Raw genomic sequence first — 18,130 nt, forward strand, 5'->3', positions numbered from 1 at the left:
TTCATAACTTGGCGTTTTTCTTATCTAACCACTTCGGGTTAAGGACAAATTAAAAGAGTGGCTATGTATGAAAGAAATCAGCTTTCCTAAATTAATAAACTGTACTTAAACAATTGTAATCTTTCAAATAAAACTATGTATCATAGTTTATAGTTATATACCCGATTTACACCGATTTATATCATCTATTTTTGGGGCACAAATTTAGCTGTCCGCTCAAATAAAAAAGGAAGGTCTAATCACCTTCCTTTTTATGCACCAACTCGATCTGCGGCAGTTTTAAAATCACCATTTGAAGCACTGTCTCCATCTAAAAAGTTATTAAATGTTAAGAGACTACTGAATACCATTACTGTCAATAGAATTCGGCTGATCTTCATTTATAATCTCTCCTTTCTTTATTCTTCGTCTCGCCTCAATACTAATACGATAATACTCATTTGATAACTCTAAATTTCCTCGATGATGAAAATAATGTCCGATTTCGGTAGCGAAATTTTCAACGTCAGCAAACATTTTTCTGTCCGCAAGATAAGAAAATGCTTCATTAATTAAATGATATTCACCATTCGAAAAATAAAGTCCTTCCAAAATTTTAAACTTTGCTGTGTATTCCTTATCCTTGTTCTTTTCAGCAACCTCTTTACCCTGCAAAAAATATTCCTGAGCAACATTAAAATTATTTCTTTTCGCCTCAACATGAGCCATAGCAAATAAAGCTTTTGTTAGGAAGATGTGTTCAGATTTTTCAAAAATTTCAATTGATAAATCTAGATGATTAGCAGCATTATCATAATCCTTTAATTCCTCATAACAAATTCCAATATTCATGTGAGACATACCAATCAAATGATCAATCTTTATATCCTCTGCAATATCTAAAGCCTTTAAAAATTGCTGTAAAGCCATTTCAAACTCTAAAGAATCAATCAAATTACCTGCTACAATAAATTGACATCGCATTGTCTGAACAGCATATTCATCATATTTCTTAAATATTTTCAGTGCTCGATTAGCATAGTTCATTGAGAAATAAGTCTGTTTCATATAATAATAAACGTACGACACTTTGAAGAAAAATTCTGCCCTCTCTATTTCATCCTCAACCTGATATAACTTAGATTCAGCAATCCTATAAGCACTTATAGCAGTTGTTAACTCTTTTCGTCTAAATTCGTACATACCCAAGAAAAAGAAATAATAATATTCAAGCATCCCTGTCAATTGCCCCTGCTCTTCTATTTCCTTTATTGTCTCGTAAGCACTATTTAGATCATCTATTTCTTTCGATTCCATATAAGATAACATTATCTCATGCCTGAATTCTAACAATTGATAATATAACAGAGCGTCTTGGTTCTCTTCCATATTTACTAATTCAGCTTCTACTTCTTTTTTTATTCTCTCAGCTTTTTCAACTTGATCATTCTTTATCGAAGTATACCAAGCATTTAATTTTTTCGTAACTAGATCATACGGAATTTTAGTTTTATCTAGAAGAAACGGACGCAAGAAGTATCCCCCACCCTTACATAAATTATGATAATTTTTACATTAATTGTATTATGTCAGATTTTAATTAAGTATACAAAGATGAATTGCAAAAAGGTACATTATATCTACTCCTTTTCGGTTTTTTTGCGGTCATTGCAACTCTTTTGAGACTTGACATCAAGCTTGTGAACATTAAAAGAGAAAGACTTAATGTCTCTGGTACTTTCTAACTTCACTTTAGATTTCTAACATATGTAAGAATTGTAGTACACCCTCCTTCCGAACCCCTTTAACTCTAATTATGATCAAATGATCTAACTTATGTTCCCTCACTTTATTCAATTTTTTCGAACTTTCATTCCCATTCCATGGTAATATTTAGATATCAAATCTCCGAAAGGATTGGACAATGAAGGTATTTGAAACTAAGTCTTTGTTATCTGAAGCTGATAACCGAGCAAAAGATTATAAAGAGTTGAAAAATCAAATGATGAAGCTAAGAAAAGCATTTAAGGCTGTTGCTGATCTGAATGACAGTGAGTTCTCTGGCAAGGGAGCAAACAATATTAAAGCATTTTATCACGATCATGTGGGTGTCGCTGATCAATGGATTGATTTAATTGAAATGAAGATCGCTTTCCTTACTAGTATCTCCGGTGTTTTAGAAGATGCCAGCTTATATGATGCATATATCGAGGAATCCTTCTTAGAACATGAATTAGCAAACGCATATAAAAAATCAAAATCAATTATGTCTGAGCAGAAGAAAGCAATGAAAGATATTCTTAATGATATCGATGACATTCTTCCACTTGATTTATTTTCAACTGAGACTTTTAAGGATGAGCTCTCTTCTACCGAAAACAAACGGAAGAAGACTGTTGAGAAAATAGACGATGTAGACGAAAACTTAAAAACTGAATATGCAATAACTGAATCTAACGAACAATTCATTAAAGCTGACTTTCAAAAGTTACAGGAGTCAACAGGTAAGGGCAAGAATGCTACACCCCTTCACTATAATGCCAAGGCATATCGTGAGAGCGATATATATAAGAAAAAAAGCGATATCGAGAAGCAATCTGAAGCTTATTTGAAGATCAAAAAAGAAGAAGCTAAAGAACGCGAAATAAAAGATTTGAAAAAACAGCTTGTAAAGGTAACAGATCCAGACGAGTATTTAAAAATTGCGAAGAAAATAGGATACGAGAATTTGGAACCTGACCAGCAAGTTTATTTCCGCCAACTCGAAGAACTTCAACAAAAAGCCGAAATCGGAAAAGGTATTGCAGTTGGAATGTATGAAGCCGGTAAAGATACAGTGATGGGTCTCTATCAACTCGCAATGCACCCTATTGAAACGCTTTCGGGAACGGTGAACGCAGTCTTACATCCAATCGATACTTATAAGATCATAGCAAAAGACATAGAAGACACTTTCCAACGTGATATGATTAATGGAGATAGCTACAGCAGAGCAAAATGGGTGTCCTATGTCGGCAGCACTGTTGTTCTTGTATTAGTTGGTTCAAAGGGTATTGATAAAGTATCCAAAGTTGCAAAAGCCGGTTCAAAAGCTGCTGCAATTAAGACACTTGAAGTTTCAAAAGCAGGAATAAAAAAAGGTATTGAATATGTTAAAATACCAAATGTTTTTGAACAACAGTACGCAATGGCTGGTGGTTCAGGGACTTTTCCTTTCAACACAATAGATGGTGAGAGTTATAAAAAATCTTATCATCAGTTTTCCAAGAAGGTAGCTGATGTAACTCGGAAACCTTTTACGGGGAAATATATTGACGTTCCTTGGTTAAATAAAGAAAAATATACAGCTGCTGAAATAGAAGGAAAAGTGAAAGCTAAAGGAAATATAAAAGACGTAAGCCGAAAAGTGTATATGTTAAAAGATATAGACCTAAATCAAAAAAACCGTAAAGGTCAAACAAATCTTCAGCTAATGAAACTTGGCAATGCACCTTTTGCAAAGGATGGAACACAAATAAACCTACATCATTTAATCCAAGAAGAACCTGGTACAATGGTTGAAGTTCCTGAAAGCCTACACAAAAAATATCACAATATTCTCCATGGTTTAAAGGAAAACGGGCAAAGTTTTAGAAACAATCCCGAACTTTCTTCTCAGTACGACAGTTTTAGAAAGAGATATTGGAAATGGAGAGCACAACAATTTGAAAAACAACAGTAAGAGGTGATTTTTATGGATTACTCAACAGTACAAAAATTTTTAGAAGAAAACAACGAATTCACTATTATCACTGGCGGAGTCAGTGATAAAGAGATTAATGAGATAGAAGAAGAACTTGAGGTTTCCCTTCCAGAAAGTTATAAATGGTTTTTAAAAGAGTATGGTTCTGGTGGTGCATATGGAACAATGATTCTTGGTTATGACTCTGAAGGCGCTGAAGTTGTAGAGCAAACAAAAGAATACAGAACTTTTTACGATCTTATACCAGGTCTTGTTGTTATTGAGTATATAGATGAATTCTCTTATTGTCTTGATACAAACAGAACGGTAGATGGAGAGTGCCCAGTTATTCTTTGGGATAACCATGAAGGATATGGTTATACAGCTGCAGGTAATTTTCTTGATTTTTTTCATCAGCGACTAGAAAAAGGTAAAGAGGACTTAGACGAAGATGAGGATTGGGAAGATTAATCTTTACAACATCAAAATAAAGTTTTTTTGGATTGAATAATTACAACACAAAAACCATACCAAGAGTTTTGGTATGGTTTTGGTTTTCAAGAATATAAAATGAAGTATCATTACGGTTGTTTTTTCTTTCTTCGATTGAGCCCTGATTATTATTACACTTATGACAACATTATATATAATTTCATTTCCACACCGTAGGAATGAATAAAGCTATTAAAATAACTGCAATTATAGGGAGATAAAAAGGTAACAGCGTCTTAGATTTTGTCGCCTTAATCCATCCGTACTTAGTTTTAAAAGACTCAATTTCCATAGAGAAATTAACTTTATCCACTTGTAAATTTATCACACGTACATATAACTTCCTAAACAACTTTTCTTGATATAGGAAAAAGCCGTCTAACCCCCAAAAAAACAAAACCGGTATTAAAGCCACTATAATAAACTTAGAGTTCATTTCTTTAAAATTAGCAAAAGCAAATAAACCTACAACAATTGTCACAGTCCAACCCTTAATTAAAAATGAATTTGAAGCCAACCTAGTTATTATATTTTGAATCATTTCTAAGTGTCTTATTTTTCTTTCTTCATTCATCCAACATCCCTCCAAAAATATTATTACCCATGCCTAAAAATTTTAACCATTTGTTATTAAAGTGTGCTTTTTATATAGCGTATCCAATGCATGTTCACTCAGATAACGTCGACTATAATCCTCCGCCCATGAATCTAAATCATATTTATTTAAGTCATATAAATGTTTAGTTGGTACGTCATATTTGATAACCATACTTTTGTTCTCTTGTACTTCACTATAATGACTTTTATTTAATCTATTAGGTTTTGTTTTTCTAATTAATTCAGTCATCGCTAGTTCCAAAAAAATCCATGGTGATTTCGTTTGATTAATTACATCCTTGTTATCAATTGAGTTTGGAGTATTCAAAAATATTACACACTCTGTTTTATCAATCATTTTTGTCAAAGCTGTTGAAAGCATCATATGCACATGACTTGTAGAGTGATTTCTAAGCTCATAATTATAAGAACTCTCTCCTTGATTCCTGCAATACTTATTATCTATCTTTTTTAAAAGGTCATCAGCATATCCCCATACACAAGAATCTATAAATGTGTTTAAGTCAAATGTATCTTTTAGCCAACCAGCCAAAGCAATAGCCATTTCTTTATCAGCATGAGAATGGGACAAAAAAATATCAGCATTTATCTCTGGAAACCAATTATCTTGTATTTTAGATCCAGAAATACTTCCATCCCCATCTTCATTTATGAATAAGTCTAATTCCTTTTCAACATTTTTCTTATAACTTTCAAAATTTGAGTTACCGAAACTACGGTATTCTAAAAAACTATCAGTCTCTAAACTTAAATTATAACCTACAAACACATCAAATTCCTCCTTTATTCCCTTTATTATGAATATAAATTATTATACTCCATAACAATAACTTTAAAACACTTGTTATGTAATTTAATTCCTTGCTATTAAAACAGAAGTAAGTATCTAATATTTTTGAATGAATGTTTTTGATTTCACATTACTTAACATGATTTCATGCCTAAACTCTAACAACTGAAAATACTACAGTGCATCCTGATTTCTTTCTATTATTTTGAATTATTTCTCCATTTCCTGTTTTATATTATCAGCTTGTTCAACACGACCATTTTTAATTGCTGTATACCAAGCATTACATTTTCTTATAACAAGATCATATGGAATTTCCCCTTAGTCATGAAAACCAGATTCGCCTATCAATTCCTCATCTCCGCTTAATGTATGAATTTTTACATTAATTCAATTACGGCCGTTTTTTTTGCTATTATAAGTAATTCTTTTGCGATTTGACAGTAACATCACGAACAAAAAAGAAAGACTTAACGCCTCTCTTTTCTCACTTTCCCCAAGAATATCTTTAATTCAATTCAAACTGAAACTGAGTAGATTTACTTTATTTTTCTGATAATAATTGAAGTAACAAACTTACTTTTTTAAAAAGTTCATCAAAAGTAATTATAAGTATATTTTTCATTTCTTTTCTATATAACTCAAAGGACTGTAGCTTGGTCTTTTCCATCTCATCTAGCTTACCTGCAATCACAACACAAATAGGGTTAAAAACCTTAAATTCACTTTCAGAATTTAACAATAGGTTCCCATATTCTCGCTGGAGCTGCTCCTTATAAGCAAGCACCTGAACAATTGCACCTGTTAAATCACTATGAATTGAATAAGCCCCTTGTCTATACTCGCCGGAAAGAATCTTAGTATTAGGTGTTTTAATTTCAATTAAAGCTACATCCTTCGAAATATCATTTTGAAAAATAAAATCAACAACCTTACCACCTTTGTTACCTAATCCTTTTCCCCCGATATATGCTTTTTCATCAAAAAGTAATAAGGGACTTGCAAAGACTTGGCTTAATACCCAAGCATTATCTTTAAATATTTTTTGCCAAAATTCTTCATCGACATTATCCTTATTTGCTTCCCAAACAGCTAGTAATTTTTTAATATTAGTTATTCCAATAAGATTATTCAATTGATCCAGCTCATTATCTTGAACTTCTAACAATCTGGATATAATCTCTTCAGAATTTTTTGTTCTTACCATCCATTTAACTGTTTGTTTTAATAATTGTTCTGTATCTTCATCCAATAAAGCCTCAAAAAGGCTTTTGTCTTCTTTAAACATTGATATAATCTTTTCTAAACTTGAATTATTTATTTTAAAATAATTCCTTCCTCCAGGCTCAATCCCATATTCTCTATGGATTTTATAATACATATCTAACTCAGTTACAAGTTTTAACATTTCCTCCGACCTGATCTCAAGTTTAACCCATTCGGTTGCTTTTAATTTACTTAAATCAAGTTCTTTATAATCTTCCCAATTTTCACTACTTCTTTTCTTTTGAAAAATAAAACACCCTTTAACAGATGCGTTCTCATTGTGCGCATTATTAATTAATTGTGGTCTAAATAACAATCTGGTAGTTGATGATTCTCTTAATATAATATCTTCACCAAAAGCCGAATCTCTTGATGTTGGAGAAATAGAATACTTCATCTGCTGATCCCCCTTTATTGTTTAACTGACAATTTCGAATTTATAGATACCACAGTAATATTATACCATTCTTTATCCAATATTTTATTATTATTGTAAATTAAGAACCATTTAAAAACGAAAAGACATAGTGGTATAGTCATAGCAATACTTTTGCGACTTGACGCCAACATCACGCAATACTTTTATAAACAGAAAAAAAGAGAAGCAAACACATGGTTTACTCCTCTAACTTAGTTTCTTCACCTTTTGCTTCTTCATAATCTGGTATCTTCTTTGACAGCCCCAGTCTGTCGTTTTCTCCATTACCCGGCATATGATCAAGTTCCTTGTAAGAATCACCGAGCTTTTCATAATATGAGTAAGGGGCTATCTCTCTATTTGGATTATCTGTATAAAAGCCGAGCTGAATATATTTCCCACCATCAAAAACTCGAACTATTGCATTTTCTCTCTCCATACCTTCCGTATCAAAGCCATATTCTTTATCTTTCTTTTTCTCAAGACCAATAACTTCATCAATCGCATCATCATATTTGTTTCCGCCACATGCAGTTAAAACAAACATCATTATCAAACTAAGGAAAATAAAAAGGTTTTTCAAAATAAACATTACCTCCTTTTTCAATATTTAGTATAAACAAACAATTTGATCTTTTCCACTTTTTATCCATTTCCCTTAACCTGCACAATATCGACTAACCAACCATCTTTCTCTTTTTTCATAGTCGTTTGAACAATCAACACTTGATTCGTAGTAACTGAATTTGCGGTTGTGGCGATTTCTACAATGTTCAAAAACAATTCATGAGATTGATCTAAGGGTTTTGAATAATTCTCTAATGAAAGTAATTCACTTTGCACACTGACTGTGTGCTTTTGATCAGAACGAGAAGGAAATGCATAGTCAAACCCTTTTTCGGTTGTATGCTTCTTAACTGTTTCATACCGTTTATCTATATCAGAGTAATTAAAAAACGCTTCAAAAAATGCCTTATTTTCCGAAGCGCTACTTGTGGATTCTATTTGGTTCAATTCCTTGATTTTTTCTGTCAGAACTTCATTTTTATCCTTCAACTTTTCAATCTTATACGTTTGCTGTCCATTCGTAAAAAATCCGGTCAGCAATATCAATAATAAACAAGCTGAAGCCCATGCAATATGTGTTTTCATGTTTTCACTCCTAGTTATTTAATGCGTCCAAAAGATACAAGGTGATCTCTCCAGTAACCTGATTTCAGATCAGAATATTCGATTCCACTGTCATTCGAATTAAACATTCTGCCATTGCCTACATAGATGCCAACGTGAGTAATGGCTTTTCCTTCGTATGTGCCGCCAAAGAACACTAAGTCACCCGCAGTCACTTCTTTTTCACTTATTTTCTTTGTTGCCCCATGTTGTTCTTGTGCTGTTCTAGGAAGAGTGATTCCAGCTTTCGCAAAAGACCACTGAACAAGGCCCGAACAATCAAATCCAGTTTTCGGGTTTGAACCTCCCCAGGCATACGGTTGCCCTTCATATTTCAAAGCTTCTTTCATGACCGTTTCATAGAAATCCATAGAACCATTCACAGGCTTCACATTTTTATCAGAGCCTTTCACATACCTCATGACATGGTCAACATAACTTGGGTCACCGTAGCTTTTCCAGCCCATTTTAAAAGCTTGCAATCGGCTGAAATCAAGTGCCAATTTCTTTGTGTATTCCCCACCATTCTTTTTCACATAGTCTATAAATCCAGAACCAAAGTTGTATGCCTGTAAGGTTAAACGAACATCACCGCCAGCCTGTTTAAAAACCTTCTTAAAATGTTTAATACCGACTTCAATCGAACGTTCTGGGTCAGTTATGGAGTTGGGAGGTAAGCCGATACTTTCGGAACTTTGCATTATATCTAAAGAACGCCCACCACTTTCTTGCATGGTGAGCGCCATAATAATATTCACTTGATCAAAAACGCCTTCCTGACGGGCGTACTTCTCAAATACAGCCCTAAATCGTTCGACCTCCGGTGCAATGCCAACCGTTTCATATTCGCCATCCCCACCGCCTATAAAATCGTCCCCGACTGAATTTTCTCTTGAAATCGTCATAATCACTGCGATACATAAAACAAAAAAGAAGATAAAAGGAGCCGAGAACACCAAAGAAAGAACTACCTTTTTACTTATAATCTTGTTCTTTCATCCCTTCTCAGTCGATCTTCTACTTTTGATGTAGAGCGTCTTGCAATTTCATTTAACGAGACTTGTTCAAATGTATTAACGTTTTGTTCAGTTCGCATAATGGTTTGTGATGAAGGCTGTTTCTCTCTTAATAGAGTCTTACTTTCAGCAGGTGCATCCGTCTGTTTTTTCTCAGCATGAATACCATCTGAATGAACTTTTGCGGGTTCAGATGGTCTGATTATTCGTTCATTATTGGCAATAGATTGATTTTCTACTTTTGTAGATTGAGGACTTTCAAAACCGAGCTGTGGTTCAGGTTGATTCTTCATGACTTTTTGGTCAGATCGTTTGATGTCTGCTGTTTTCTCTTGTGCTACAGGCTCACTCTTTGAAACAGAATCATCTTTCTGGACTTCAAAATCTTGTTGCTGATCAGTTTCAGGATTCTGATTTTGTTCTTCATAAACATACGCTTTCTGATCAGTACGTTCTGTATCTTTTTCATTCTCTTGTAAGACAGGCGCACGATTAAAAGTAGATTCTTCTTCATGCTGTAATGATGCATCGTCAGTTTGTTGCTGATTATCGGGCTGTTTAAGAAGCTGTTCAACATATTCTTTTTGATCTGTTCGTGCTGATTCATCCTTTTTATCCTGCAAGATAGGTGCTCGTTTGGATAACTCCTCATTTCTTTCATTCAAAGCATCTTTCAGCATAGGAGAGTTTATCCCGTCTTTTCTCAATCTGTCTAAATGGGATTGCTGTTTATTTTCTTTTGCATTCGCAAATGCTTCTTTTTGTTTCTCTTGTTCTTTCGATAGAGTTTGAGGATTTCTTTTTAAGTTTCGACTGTTATGACTAGCTATTCCGTTAGCAGTCTCTTTTTGCGGGGTTCTTGAAATGGCATGAGTATTATCATATCCCATAGCAGCCCCACTCGGTGAATTACCGCCACTTCCACTTGGAGTACCATCTACGCTATCAGCTGAACCAGCTTTTCTTCCCCTAAAATTCTTTGCAAAATTCGTGAATGTGCCTGCCGTTCCTGTACTTAGTGCTCCTCCTACTTTTTTCGCATTTTCCCAAGCAGGCTGAACAACGTTTTGTCTCATATTTTCCAACATATTGTTATCAACTGAAACCACTTTTCCAGCAGTCACAAACTTGATAATGGCATCCCTTTTCACAAAACCAATCCAAAGAATTAAAGCGAGTACAGTAACATTCAGTAGGTACTTTCCAAAACCATTAGGAGGAATTAACGTATCAACCATAAAACAAATGACATACACAAACAGAACAATGACTCCTAACATCGCTTTAAGTAGATAAACACTCCCTAGGCGTCCAAGTGTAACAAATCCCGAATAAGCTAAGTGGGGAACATACGCTAAGATGAAAGCGAATGGCACAAAGAATACAATCACTAAAGCGATAATTTGAAGCAAGAAGTTAAAGAACGCTAATGCTAAAAATGGTATCCCAATGACAATAGAGGAGACTACAGCGATAAAAGATTCCCCAAGTTGAGTAAAAGCACTTCCAGCAGTCATAGACTCATTTTCATATTTCTTTATTTCTACACTTTCTATATAGTCTAATTTTTCTTTTTCTCCTTCCTTAGATAATTTGTATGAAAGCAATTTATCTACTCTCGATAATTTACTTTTCGGATCACCTTTTTCATTAATTTTCGCTTCAATTGTTTCTCCAAAATTCACGATTAGAAAAGGTTTCATTAAAGCCATGTCAAAGTAAAGGTTACGCATGACCGCAACTGTACCTTCCATTTCCTTTCCTTTTTCAATCGCAGAACCATCTGCAAAATTCCCTTCATCTTGAACAATGCCAACCAATCCATTTCCCGCAGTTAAAAGCTTTCCTTGTGCTTCTACAGACAAGGCATTCAACGCTTTCATGTAATAACCAGCGTTTGACATCCAAAGCCCGCCGATCACCATGACACAAATAAATAGAATACTCCGTCGCATTGCTTCTTTTGCGCTACCTCTAACACAGATCAGATAGACGACATAGCCACACGTGAAGATGAATAACGCTTCACCGAAATTTTTTTTCAGGGTTTTATAAACTGATTTAGAAACGTTTGTAATGGAGTTTGCAAACTCGTCAATTGGTTGCAAGTTATATAAAATATCCATTCCCGCATCAACCACACGGACAATGTTTCCTGCAAAAGAAAAAGTGACGTTTGTCAGCCCAACAAACGCCCCCTTGATTAAATCATCAGATGCTTCATTATTCGCTTGATAACGTGAGATAGGAAATCTTTTCACCTTCAATTCAACGCCGCCAGCTTTTTCGACTTTTGGCTGAGTGGTGGTATCTCCATCAGCCGAAAATACTGTTACAGCTGAAGCGACAGTTAAAAACAGCAACACGATAGCCGACACAATCAGTATCCTTTTCTTTTTCATTACAACCACCTCCTAATCTAATCGAGTTAATAAATAAAATTGGTATCTGGCTTTCTCTAAGTCTCTTTGTGTTAGCAGCACGTTTTCGGGATATCGCTCATACAAAGAGAAACAGATGGCTTTTTGATATTTCATATGCCTAAAAGTCTTTCGGTTTTGTTCAATCTTGATACCTAATAATTTTTGCAGAAACTGTGCCGTTGATTTATGCCCAATAAAACTTTTGTACCGACCTTCATAATGATTCAGCCATTGTTTCACTTCGTCCAATGTGATTTTTTCAGCTTTATAAAAGCCTGGACTCGTGACAACAAGAGAGTTTAAGAAAGCTATTTCCATGTACGATTCAACCCCTTTTACAAATATTTTTCTTCCGCATATGCGACAGCTTTTTTCTCAACTGTTTTCAGAGCACCTTGCCATTCTTCGAATAGGCATTCTATTGAGATTTTGGAGGTACGGCCATAGTAATCTTTAAATAAGCATTGACCTTGGAACATGGATTCCATCATTTTTTTATTTTCTTTTGTGACCTCCATGTTCATCCATTTCAACACTTCTTCACGCTCATTCGGTTCATCAAAGGCAAAGGCAACGCCGAAGTTTCCAGAATCCTCTTCTTTTAAAGCGTCTTTTGTAGATTGGGAAATGAAGTATTCCGCATTGTTGTATGAGCGACCAATCCGGCGCATTTGTCTTTCTACTTTTTTTCCTTGTTGGGAAGTGGTGAATATCCATGCTTCATCTATAAATTCAACAGTTTGTTCATCTTGATTCATACCGAATAGTTCGCAGAACTTACCAAGCGCAAACATGACGGCACTAGACTTTAATTGTGATATGGTATAGTTTTCAAGTCGCTCAGCATGATCCGGTAAATCCATATTTTCAACTTCTAAAATGGTGATTCGTTTTTCAAGAGACAATGCAGGGTTTGAACCATCATGAATACAAAGTTTCAAAATGGAATCTGACACAACCTCATTTAAGTAGTCGCCAGCCTTTTGTACAGCTTCTTCCGGATGTTTCTGCATCTTCCGAATAATATCAAGTGAGCCGACCTGTTCACCTTTCTGTTTCGCCTCAATTACTTCTGACGTAGCACGAAGGAAAGCTGTGTTCACATCGTCTTTCCCTTTAAAGTCATATACTTGTTCAAAAATGACTTGAACTAGCTCTTTCGCTTTCATAGGAGGGAGAAAGGAGATAGGGTCAAGCGCTCCCCAGTTGTGCGTGTTTTCATTATCTAGTGTGATATAGTTGTATTTCTCTAAATGTGCAATATATAAAGGGAAATTCTCTCGAATGTACTCATCATTCAAGACTCTTTGAATCCACTTTCTCATTTCCTTTTTAGGGTCTATATACAGAGATTTGATGTTTAACATGCTGATATAGTTGAAGATCAATTTTGCTAAATACGACTTGCCGTTTCCTGTGTCTCCTGTGATTAAGCAGTGGGGAGAACGTGTCTTTGAACCCTTTAATTGTTGATTCGCTAAGAAAGGGTGGAATAAGACAAAATCACGGCTGGACATAATAGCACTTTCTAAGTCGGTGTGTTCTTGGAAACGATCAACCCAACCGAGAAAGAAACCGATTTTCGAACCAATATCAGAGTTAACAGCAAACAGACCTTCTGCAACTCCATCTTGCGTTGTTTTTTGAATCCAGTTCTTATCGGTTATGTCTAACTTTTCACCGGGAAGCATCTTATAAAAAAGGTTCAGTTGATCAGCCACCGGAAGCCGACACGTAATGCCAGCGCCTTTTAAATGCCTTTTGACAATCGTTGCTTTCCCCACACATTCTTTTTTTGTCTTTCCATGAACGACTATCACAGACAGCCAGTTCATCACATGCACATCTTCTTTCTTTATTTCATCTTGTAAATGCCTTATCATTGTGGCACTTGTGACAGTGGAAACATCACTTCGATCGCCTGTGCTTTGTTGTTCTTTTTGTTCTTCTTTCAATTGCTGTCTTTTGAGGTTGAGAGCAGGCTTGGTAATGGACTTTGATTCCGTTTGAATTTTCATCTGAACTTCAACAGGGAAGGGAAGAGACTGTGCTTCATAAAACAAATCACTTTCCGACATATTGTGGAGAAATTCGTCAATCACGACAAAAGCTGAATAGCCTTCATCTTGATCACTATGCAAATGCAAAACTGATGGGTCAGTGGGGTCTATGATCGTGTTTGTAATAGAGCGAACATCCTTTATCTCACTTTCTTCATTCGTTTGGTGCTTTAACCCACGCACAAAGTGATAACGGTTAATGTATGTCATTTCTGTTTCTGAAAGCCGTTCTCCGCGAACAGAAGCCATGATATTCGCTAGTGTTTCTTCGACTTCTTCATATTTTTCAAAAAAAGAGGTGGAAACATTTTGTTCCCACCCGAGCATTTTCACGACTGTATCAGTCGCTGTATTGAAAAAAGAGAGTATGTTGTCTTTAAGTTCGACACTAATATTTACAAGACTGCTTTTCAGTTTTACACCTAAAATGAAGTCATACTTTGTCAGCCTTCCTAATCGCTGTTCTAACAGCCTTACCGTTTCTTCATTGTAGTAACGTGCCACATCCATTGCATCTGCCGCAATATCTGTTTCTAAATCCTTAAATCGTTTTTCTAATTCATACTCACTTGGATACATCATCAAGTGAAAATCCTCATAAGATGTTATTTCTTCGAAAAGATGCTGCCACTTCTTTTTATACGATTCAACTTTTTCTTTATTTTGCATAGGGATCGAATTGCTTTTTATTCGGTAGTACGCCCACACGTCGTCCGTTCTTGTTAACAGCAAATTCTTGTGTATTGCCTTCATAGGCGTTTTTAGTCTCATTCGAATAATCCACCACCTTCACAAGTTTTCGAAACTCAATTTGTTTTTCATTACTTAAATCAACCTTTCGGTCATTGCAAAACTTCTTTTGTGGAAGCTTGATGAAGAAGTAATACTTTGCAAAATCAATGAAGTATAAATAGATGTTTTTGCCTTCCGGCTTTATTTTCGTAACAAGCATTGTTAAAAAAATCGGTATTCCAAAAATCACGATGACGAAACTGTTATCAAAAGCGTGAGGAAAAATCATCCTCACACCGTACCAAAATCCAAAGCAGAGACCAACAAAAATGAAATAGTTAATAGCCGGTATTAACTCAACTGCAAAGGGTAACGAATAATTTTCAGTTAATTGCTGAATTTTTTTCGGCTCTCTCATTGCCTTCCGGTAGTTGAACACCAGACGCCCCATTCAGATGCCCCCTTACAATTTTTCCATTAGCGCATTGATCCAGCCGGAGAATTCTGACCAGTGCTTAATAACCCACGTCACCGCACTGCCAATACAACAAACAAAGATAATGCCGCCCATTTTTAATTTCATAAGATTCTTTGCGGCTATGAACATGACCACGATCGTAATGAATTGGATAACAACATCTGATGCCCATCCTTTTACCCCTCCAAGTGTTGGAAGGTCTGCGCCAAGAATAAAGAAATTCATGAAATCCATATTTAAACCTCCTATTGATGTTTGAGTTTATTTACATAAAACTGACCACTGTTTTCCGCAATCTCTAAACTAAATTTTTCATTTACGGGAATATCATTTTCTTTTTCCTTAAATCGAACAGCACAAAAAACCTCGAAACCTTTTTTCGTCTCGAAGATTTTCATTGACTGCACTTCCCCAAATAACAAGTTTCCTTCCAACGCTTCCGGCTTTTTCATCATATAAACCATTTCTTCTTTCTTTTCAGAAGCGTATTTCTCGAAGAAAGTATGAAGAAATGATTCGATAGATTCTTTTTTCTCGCCTGCATATTCGTCTCTAGTGTCTTCTTTGCCCTCAGAAGCAATATTGCCTTTCAGATCATAAATCTGTGTAAAGTAAGGAACAGCAGACACCGCAAAGGAATCACCTTTATTTGTGACTGGAATGTTCAGCAACATTTGTTTTTCAGATTTCTCGTTTGTTTTAACCTTTTCTTTCACCTTCTTTTTTTTCTTTCCGTCTTTAACTTCTTTTTCAACTTCCTTCTCTACAGGGTAGAGATTTTCATATGTGACCTTATATTGAAAAAGGCTGTTTTTATCACCTTCTTTCACGTTATATAAGCTGTAACCCTTTAACTCTCGATCACCTTTTAAGCCATCCACATTAAAACGATCTTCATCCTCAAAATGGTTATCTTCCTGTTTCACCATGTAGCTTTCAAGGCTCTGCATGCGTTTTTCAATAGATTCTTGATCGTTCTTCACATTCACATATTCATTGATGAACCCTGACAGAAAGTTTTCAGCAGCAGTCACCGAAATTTTTTGTTTATCTTCATTTGTTGGCTTATTCGCTTCGTCTTTCATGTCATTAAGTTGGGATCGAGTATTAATTGACAGAAGCACAGCAAGCAGACATATAAACAGCAAGCCCCCTACACAAGACCATAATGTGACGGCTATCAGCTTTGACCTGTCACGAGGAACTTTCTGTTTGTCTTTTTCCGGTCTTTCAATTCGTTTCAGTTTTTGAAAGGCAGACCGAAAAAACGACTCTTCTTTTTTATCCGAGCCAATTTCTTTATGAAGCAATTCGATTCACTCTCCTTTCATAGATTTCTAAGCACTTTCCTCCTGGTTAACTTTTATGTTTCTTGTCATTTTCAGGATGGCTCTCGCCATTTTTTCATAGTTCGGTTCGTTTAACTCCGTCACGATCACTTCCACTGGCTTACCTTTAATTTCAACAACCTCAACACTCTGTTTCATGAAAGACCTCGCTTTCTTTAAACCTGTTTTGTTTTTTCAAGGAATAATAAAAAGGATGCTACATGTTGTAACATCCTTACTTGTTCATCACATTTGAACTGATGATTATAGATTATTTAATTTGCTTCATATGAAGGCTTTTTCCCAATAAATCTTAATATGCTACTCAGAATAACAATAGATGAAAATACTAATAGAGGTGTACTTACCTGTTGATCAGTTAATAGCTTAATACCAATGACTAAAATTAGCGTTACTACACAAACTATATTTACCCATTTCCACCAATACATTCACAAAACTCCCTCTAACTTGATTACATATTTCCATCATGAGTATAACATACTCCTTTTTACCACTCCCTTTTCATGAAATCTGCTTTGTTTTTTCTAGAAATAATAAAAAGGATGCTACACGATGTAACACCCTTTTGATGCTTTGATTCTCCATATAAACTTTTAAGCTAGTCATTCGACCGTCCGGCAAGTATCTTGTCTTATAGAATGTATAACGATACTCAGAAAATCCTTTTACTCTTTTTCCTTCGACAACCAACATGCAATCTCTGCTTAAACTTCTCACAAAAACTAAAGAGGGAATACCCACATTAAAACCTAAGCTTCTGAATCGTTTATCTACAGCAGACACTGCACATTTCCACCTCCTATTTTTCAATCCACCTTACGCCATCTGTACTTTAACCATTTCTTAAAAATTGTTGAAATAAATAGTATATTTTAACTTTGATGGTATAATTAAAGAAAATTTTATATTACTGGAGTGATATCTTGAATAAATCAACTTTGAAAGGAATTATAAGCACCGTTATAGGTGCAATGCTAATTAACTTTTTATTTTTTTGGAAACAAACTGACGGCATATTCGATTTTATAATCTGGCTCGGTTCTTCCGCCATTCTAGGCTATATAATTTTTGCTCCTTTTACTATGTCAAAGAAAGAAATGAAAAACTTTGAAGATAAAGTCGACAAATGGCTTGAAGATGACGATAGCGTTAAAAACTAACAAACTAATTTCAGACTATCTAAGCATTAAGAGTCTCTATAACTAGAGATTCTTTTTTATTTGCACATTACTACTGACAGCAAATACCGCACATTTTCACCCCTTATTGGTAGTAGCTAATTCCTTCAAACTCTACAATTCTTTCATCTGTCTCGGTATCTTCATCCTCCAGTATGTTGAATGTGGCTTGAAGTTTGGCATTCACGTTATCTATAACCGCAAGAGTTTGAACTATGACTCTTTGAGCAACATCACTGTAAAAGACATCTTCCATCATTTTTTCAATGAGTTCCTCAGCAATACACAAACAGCCAAGAGACTCCAAATCACTTTCCAGTCGAGCCTTATTCAACAGATTAATGTTAAACATCTTATCCCTCCAAGTTAGTACTTTATGTTTACCGAACTTCACGTCAAATTTCGACAAAAGTTGCAAAAGGGAAATTGACCAGTTT

The 18,130-nt window shown here is 35.0% G+C and carries 20 protein-coding genes; 3 read left to right on the forward strand and 17 right to left on the reverse strand.

The features are described from left to right. Nucleotides 1–336: 336 nt before the first annotated feature. A complete protein-coding gene (locus DIC78_RS07340) occupies nt 337–1,512 on the reverse strand; it encodes a Rap family tetratricopeptide repeat protein (protein ID WP_084992097.1) in 1,176 nt (391 codons plus the stop codon). A gap of 391 nt (nt 1,513–1,903) precedes the next feature. On the opposite strand from DIC78_RS07340, the gene DIC78_RS07345 reads away from it, so the two are divergent. Continuing rightward, a complete protein-coding gene (locus DIC78_RS07345) occupies nt 1,904–3,700 on the forward strand; it encodes a T7SS effector LXG polymorphic toxin (protein WP_127695911.1) in 1,797 nt (598 codons plus the stop codon). 12 nt (nt 3,701–3,712) lie between these two features. Next, nucleotides 3,713–4,171 carry an SMI1/KNR4 family protein gene (locus DIC78_RS07350; protein ID WP_127695913.1) on the forward strand — a complete coding sequence of 153 codons (459 nt, stop codon included), beginning with the start codon at nt 3,713–3,715 and terminating at the stop codon, nt 4,169–4,171. Between the two features lie 181 nt (nt 4,172–4,352). On the opposite strand, the gene DIC78_RS07355 is transcribed toward DIC78_RS07350, so the two are convergent. The 15 genes from DIC78_RS07355 to DIC78_RS07415 all read right to left on the reverse strand — a co-directional run bounded on the left by DIC78_RS07355 (nt 4,353) and on the right by DIC78_RS07415 (nt 17,298). Continuing rightward, the gene (locus DIC78_RS07355; protein WP_127695915.1) at nt 4,353–4,766 is read right to left on the reverse strand and encodes a hypothetical protein; all 414 of its coding nucleotides are present in this window, start codon (nt 4,764–4,766) and stop codon (nt 4,353–4,355) included. A gap of 42 nt (nt 4,767–4,808) precedes the next feature. Further along, nucleotides 4,809–5,579 (reverse strand): hypothetical protein, encoded by a 771-nt coding sequence (locus DIC78_RS07360; protein WP_084992091.1) that lies wholly within the window; start codon nt 5,577–5,579, stop codon nt 4,809–4,811. A gap of 231 nt (nt 5,580–5,810) precedes the next feature. Then, complete coding sequence (locus DIC78_RS21560) at nt 5,811–5,915, reverse strand: response regulator aspartate phosphatase (protein ID WP_338021173.1); 105 nt, start codon at nt 5,913–5,915, stop codon at nt 5,811–5,813. Nucleotides 5,916–6,144: 229 nt separating this feature from the next. Next, entirely contained in the window at nt 6,145–7,263 is a 1,119-nt protein-coding gene (locus DIC78_RS07365; protein ID WP_084992089.1) for a Shedu immune nuclease family protein, read from the reverse strand. A 220-nt stretch (nt 7,264–7,483) separates the two neighbouring features. Then, the gene (locus tag DIC78_RS07370; RefSeq protein ID WP_127695917.1) at nt 7,484–7,867 is read right to left on the reverse strand and encodes a cystatin-like fold lipoprotein; all 384 of its coding nucleotides are present in this window, start codon (nt 7,865–7,867) and stop codon (nt 7,484–7,486) included. Nucleotides 7,868–7,929: 62 nt separating this feature from the next. Beyond that, entirely contained in the window at nt 7,930–8,436 is a 507-nt protein-coding gene (locus DIC78_RS07375) for a hypothetical protein (RefSeq protein WP_127695919.1), read from the reverse strand. Nucleotides 8,437–8,450: 14 nt separating this feature from the next. Further along, complete coding sequence (locus DIC78_RS07380) at nt 8,451–9,440, reverse strand: bifunctional lytic transglycosylase/C40 family peptidase (protein ID WP_084992083.1); 990 nt, start codon at nt 9,438–9,440, stop codon at nt 8,451–8,453. Then, on the reverse strand, nt 9,434–11,881 hold the full coding sequence (locus DIC78_RS07385; protein ID WP_127695921.1) for a CD3337/EF1877 family mobilome membrane protein: 2,448 nt from the start codon (nt 11,879–11,881) through the stop codon (nt 9,434–9,436). The genes DIC78_RS07380 and DIC78_RS07385 overlap by 7 nt, the downstream gene beginning before the upstream one ends. Nucleotides 11,882–11,884: 3 nt before the next feature. Next, on the reverse strand, nt 11,885–12,211 hold the full coding sequence (locus DIC78_RS07390) for a YddF family protein (protein ID WP_084992079.1): 327 nt from the start codon (nt 12,209–12,211) through the stop codon (nt 11,885–11,887). Nucleotides 12,212–12,228: 17 nt separating this feature from the next. After that, nucleotides 12,229–14,724, reverse strand: a complete 2,496-nt coding sequence (gene conE, locus DIC78_RS07395; protein WP_127695923.1) for a VirB4-like ATPase ConE — start codon at nt 14,722–14,724, stop codon at nt 12,229–12,231. Then, nucleotides 14,612–15,136, reverse strand: a complete 525-nt coding sequence (locus DIC78_RS07400) for a conjugal transfer protein (protein WP_084992074.1) — start codon at nt 15,134–15,136, stop codon at nt 14,612–14,614. The genes conE and DIC78_RS07400 overlap by 113 nt, the downstream gene beginning before the upstream one ends. A gap of 12 nt (nt 15,137–15,148) precedes the next feature. Continuing rightward, a complete protein-coding gene (gene conC, locus DIC78_RS07405) occupies nt 15,149–15,397 on the reverse strand; it encodes a transposon conjugation system subunit ConC (protein ID WP_003328173.1) in 249 nt (82 codons plus the stop codon). An 11-nt stretch (nt 15,398–15,408) separates the two neighbouring features. Further along, nucleotides 15,409–16,473 carry a conjugal transfer protein gene (locus tag DIC78_RS07410; RefSeq protein ID WP_127695925.1) on the reverse strand — a complete coding sequence of 355 codons (1,065 nt, stop codon included), beginning with the start codon at nt 16,471–16,473 and terminating at the stop codon, nt 15,409–15,411. Between the two features lie 27 nt (nt 16,474–16,500). Beyond that, nucleotides 16,501–16,650: a hypothetical protein gene (locus DIC78_RS21565; RefSeq protein WP_164848135.1), complete on the reverse strand. Its 150-nt coding sequence runs from the start codon at nt 16,648–16,650 to the stop codon at nt 16,501–16,503. 366 nt (nt 16,651–17,016) lie between these two features. After that, a complete protein-coding gene (locus tag DIC78_RS07415; RefSeq protein ID WP_084992071.1) occupies nt 17,017–17,298 on the reverse strand; it encodes a hypothetical protein in 282 nt (93 codons plus the stop codon). A 140-nt stretch (nt 17,299–17,438) separates the two neighbouring features. Here DIC78_RS07415 and DIC78_RS07420 point away from each other — a divergent pair, with 140 nt between their 5' ends. Then, on the forward strand, nt 17,439–17,675 hold the full coding sequence (locus tag DIC78_RS07420) for a hypothetical protein (RefSeq protein WP_084992069.1): 237 nt from the start codon (nt 17,439–17,441) through the stop codon (nt 17,673–17,675). A 103-nt stretch (nt 17,676–17,778) separates the two neighbouring features. On the opposite strand, the gene DIC78_RS07425 is transcribed toward DIC78_RS07420, so the two are convergent. Further along, nucleotides 17,779–18,045 (reverse strand): hypothetical protein, encoded by a 267-nt coding sequence (locus tag DIC78_RS07425; RefSeq protein ID WP_084992067.1) that lies wholly within the window; start codon nt 18,043–18,045, stop codon nt 17,779–17,781. Nucleotides 18,046–18,130 lie beyond the last annotated feature (85 nt).

This window comes from Bacillus halotolerans (genome assembly GCF_004006435.1).
Lineage (GTDB): Bacteria > Bacillota > Bacilli > Bacillales > Bacillaceae > Bacillus > Bacillus halotolerans.

What these genes read in the sequence shown, in the direction of transcription:
- DIC78_RS07345 (WP_127695911.1), top strand. Translation starts at nt 1,904, where the DNA reads ATGAAGGTATTTGAAACTAAGTCTTTGTTATCTGAAGCTGATAACCGA.
- DIC78_RS07350 (WP_127695913.1), top strand. Translation starts at nt 3,713, where the DNA reads ATGGATTACTCAACAGTACAAAAATTTTTAGAAGAAAACAACGAATTC.
- DIC78_RS07355 (WP_127695915.1), bottom strand. Translation starts at nt 4,766, where the DNA reads ATGAATGAAGAAAGAAAAATAAGACACTTAGAAATGATTCAAAATATA.
- DIC78_RS07365 (WP_084992089.1), bottom strand. Translation starts at nt 7,263, where the DNA reads ATGAAGTATTCTATTTCTCCAACATCAAGAGATTCGGCTTTTGGTGAA.
- DIC78_RS07375 (WP_127695919.1), bottom strand. Translation starts at nt 8,436, where the DNA reads ATGAAAACACATATTGCATGGGCTTCAGCTTGTTTATTATTGATATTG.
- DIC78_RS07390 (WP_084992079.1), bottom strand. Translation starts at nt 12,211, where the DNA reads ATGGAAATAGCTTTCTTAAACTCTCTTGTTGTCACGAGTCCAGGCTTT.
- conE (WP_127695923.1), bottom strand. Translation starts at nt 14,724, where the DNA reads ATGAGACTAAAAACGCCTATGAAGGCAATACACAAGAATTTGCTGTTA.
- DIC78_RS07400 (WP_084992074.1), bottom strand. Translation starts at nt 15,136, where the DNA reads ATGGGGCGTCTGGTGTTCAACTACCGGAAGGCAATGAGAGAGCCGAAA.
- conC (WP_003328173.1), bottom strand. Translation starts at nt 15,397, where the DNA reads ATGGATTTCATGAATTTCTTTATTCTTGGCGCAGACCTTCCAACACTT.
- DIC78_RS21565 (WP_164848135.1), bottom strand. Translation starts at nt 16,650, where the DNA reads ATGAAACAGAGTGTTGAGGTTGTTGAAATTAAAGGTAAGCCAGTGGAA.
- DIC78_RS07425 (WP_084992067.1), bottom strand. Translation starts at nt 18,045, where the DNA reads ATGTTTAACATTAATCTGTTGAATAAGGCTCGACTGGAAAGTGATTTG.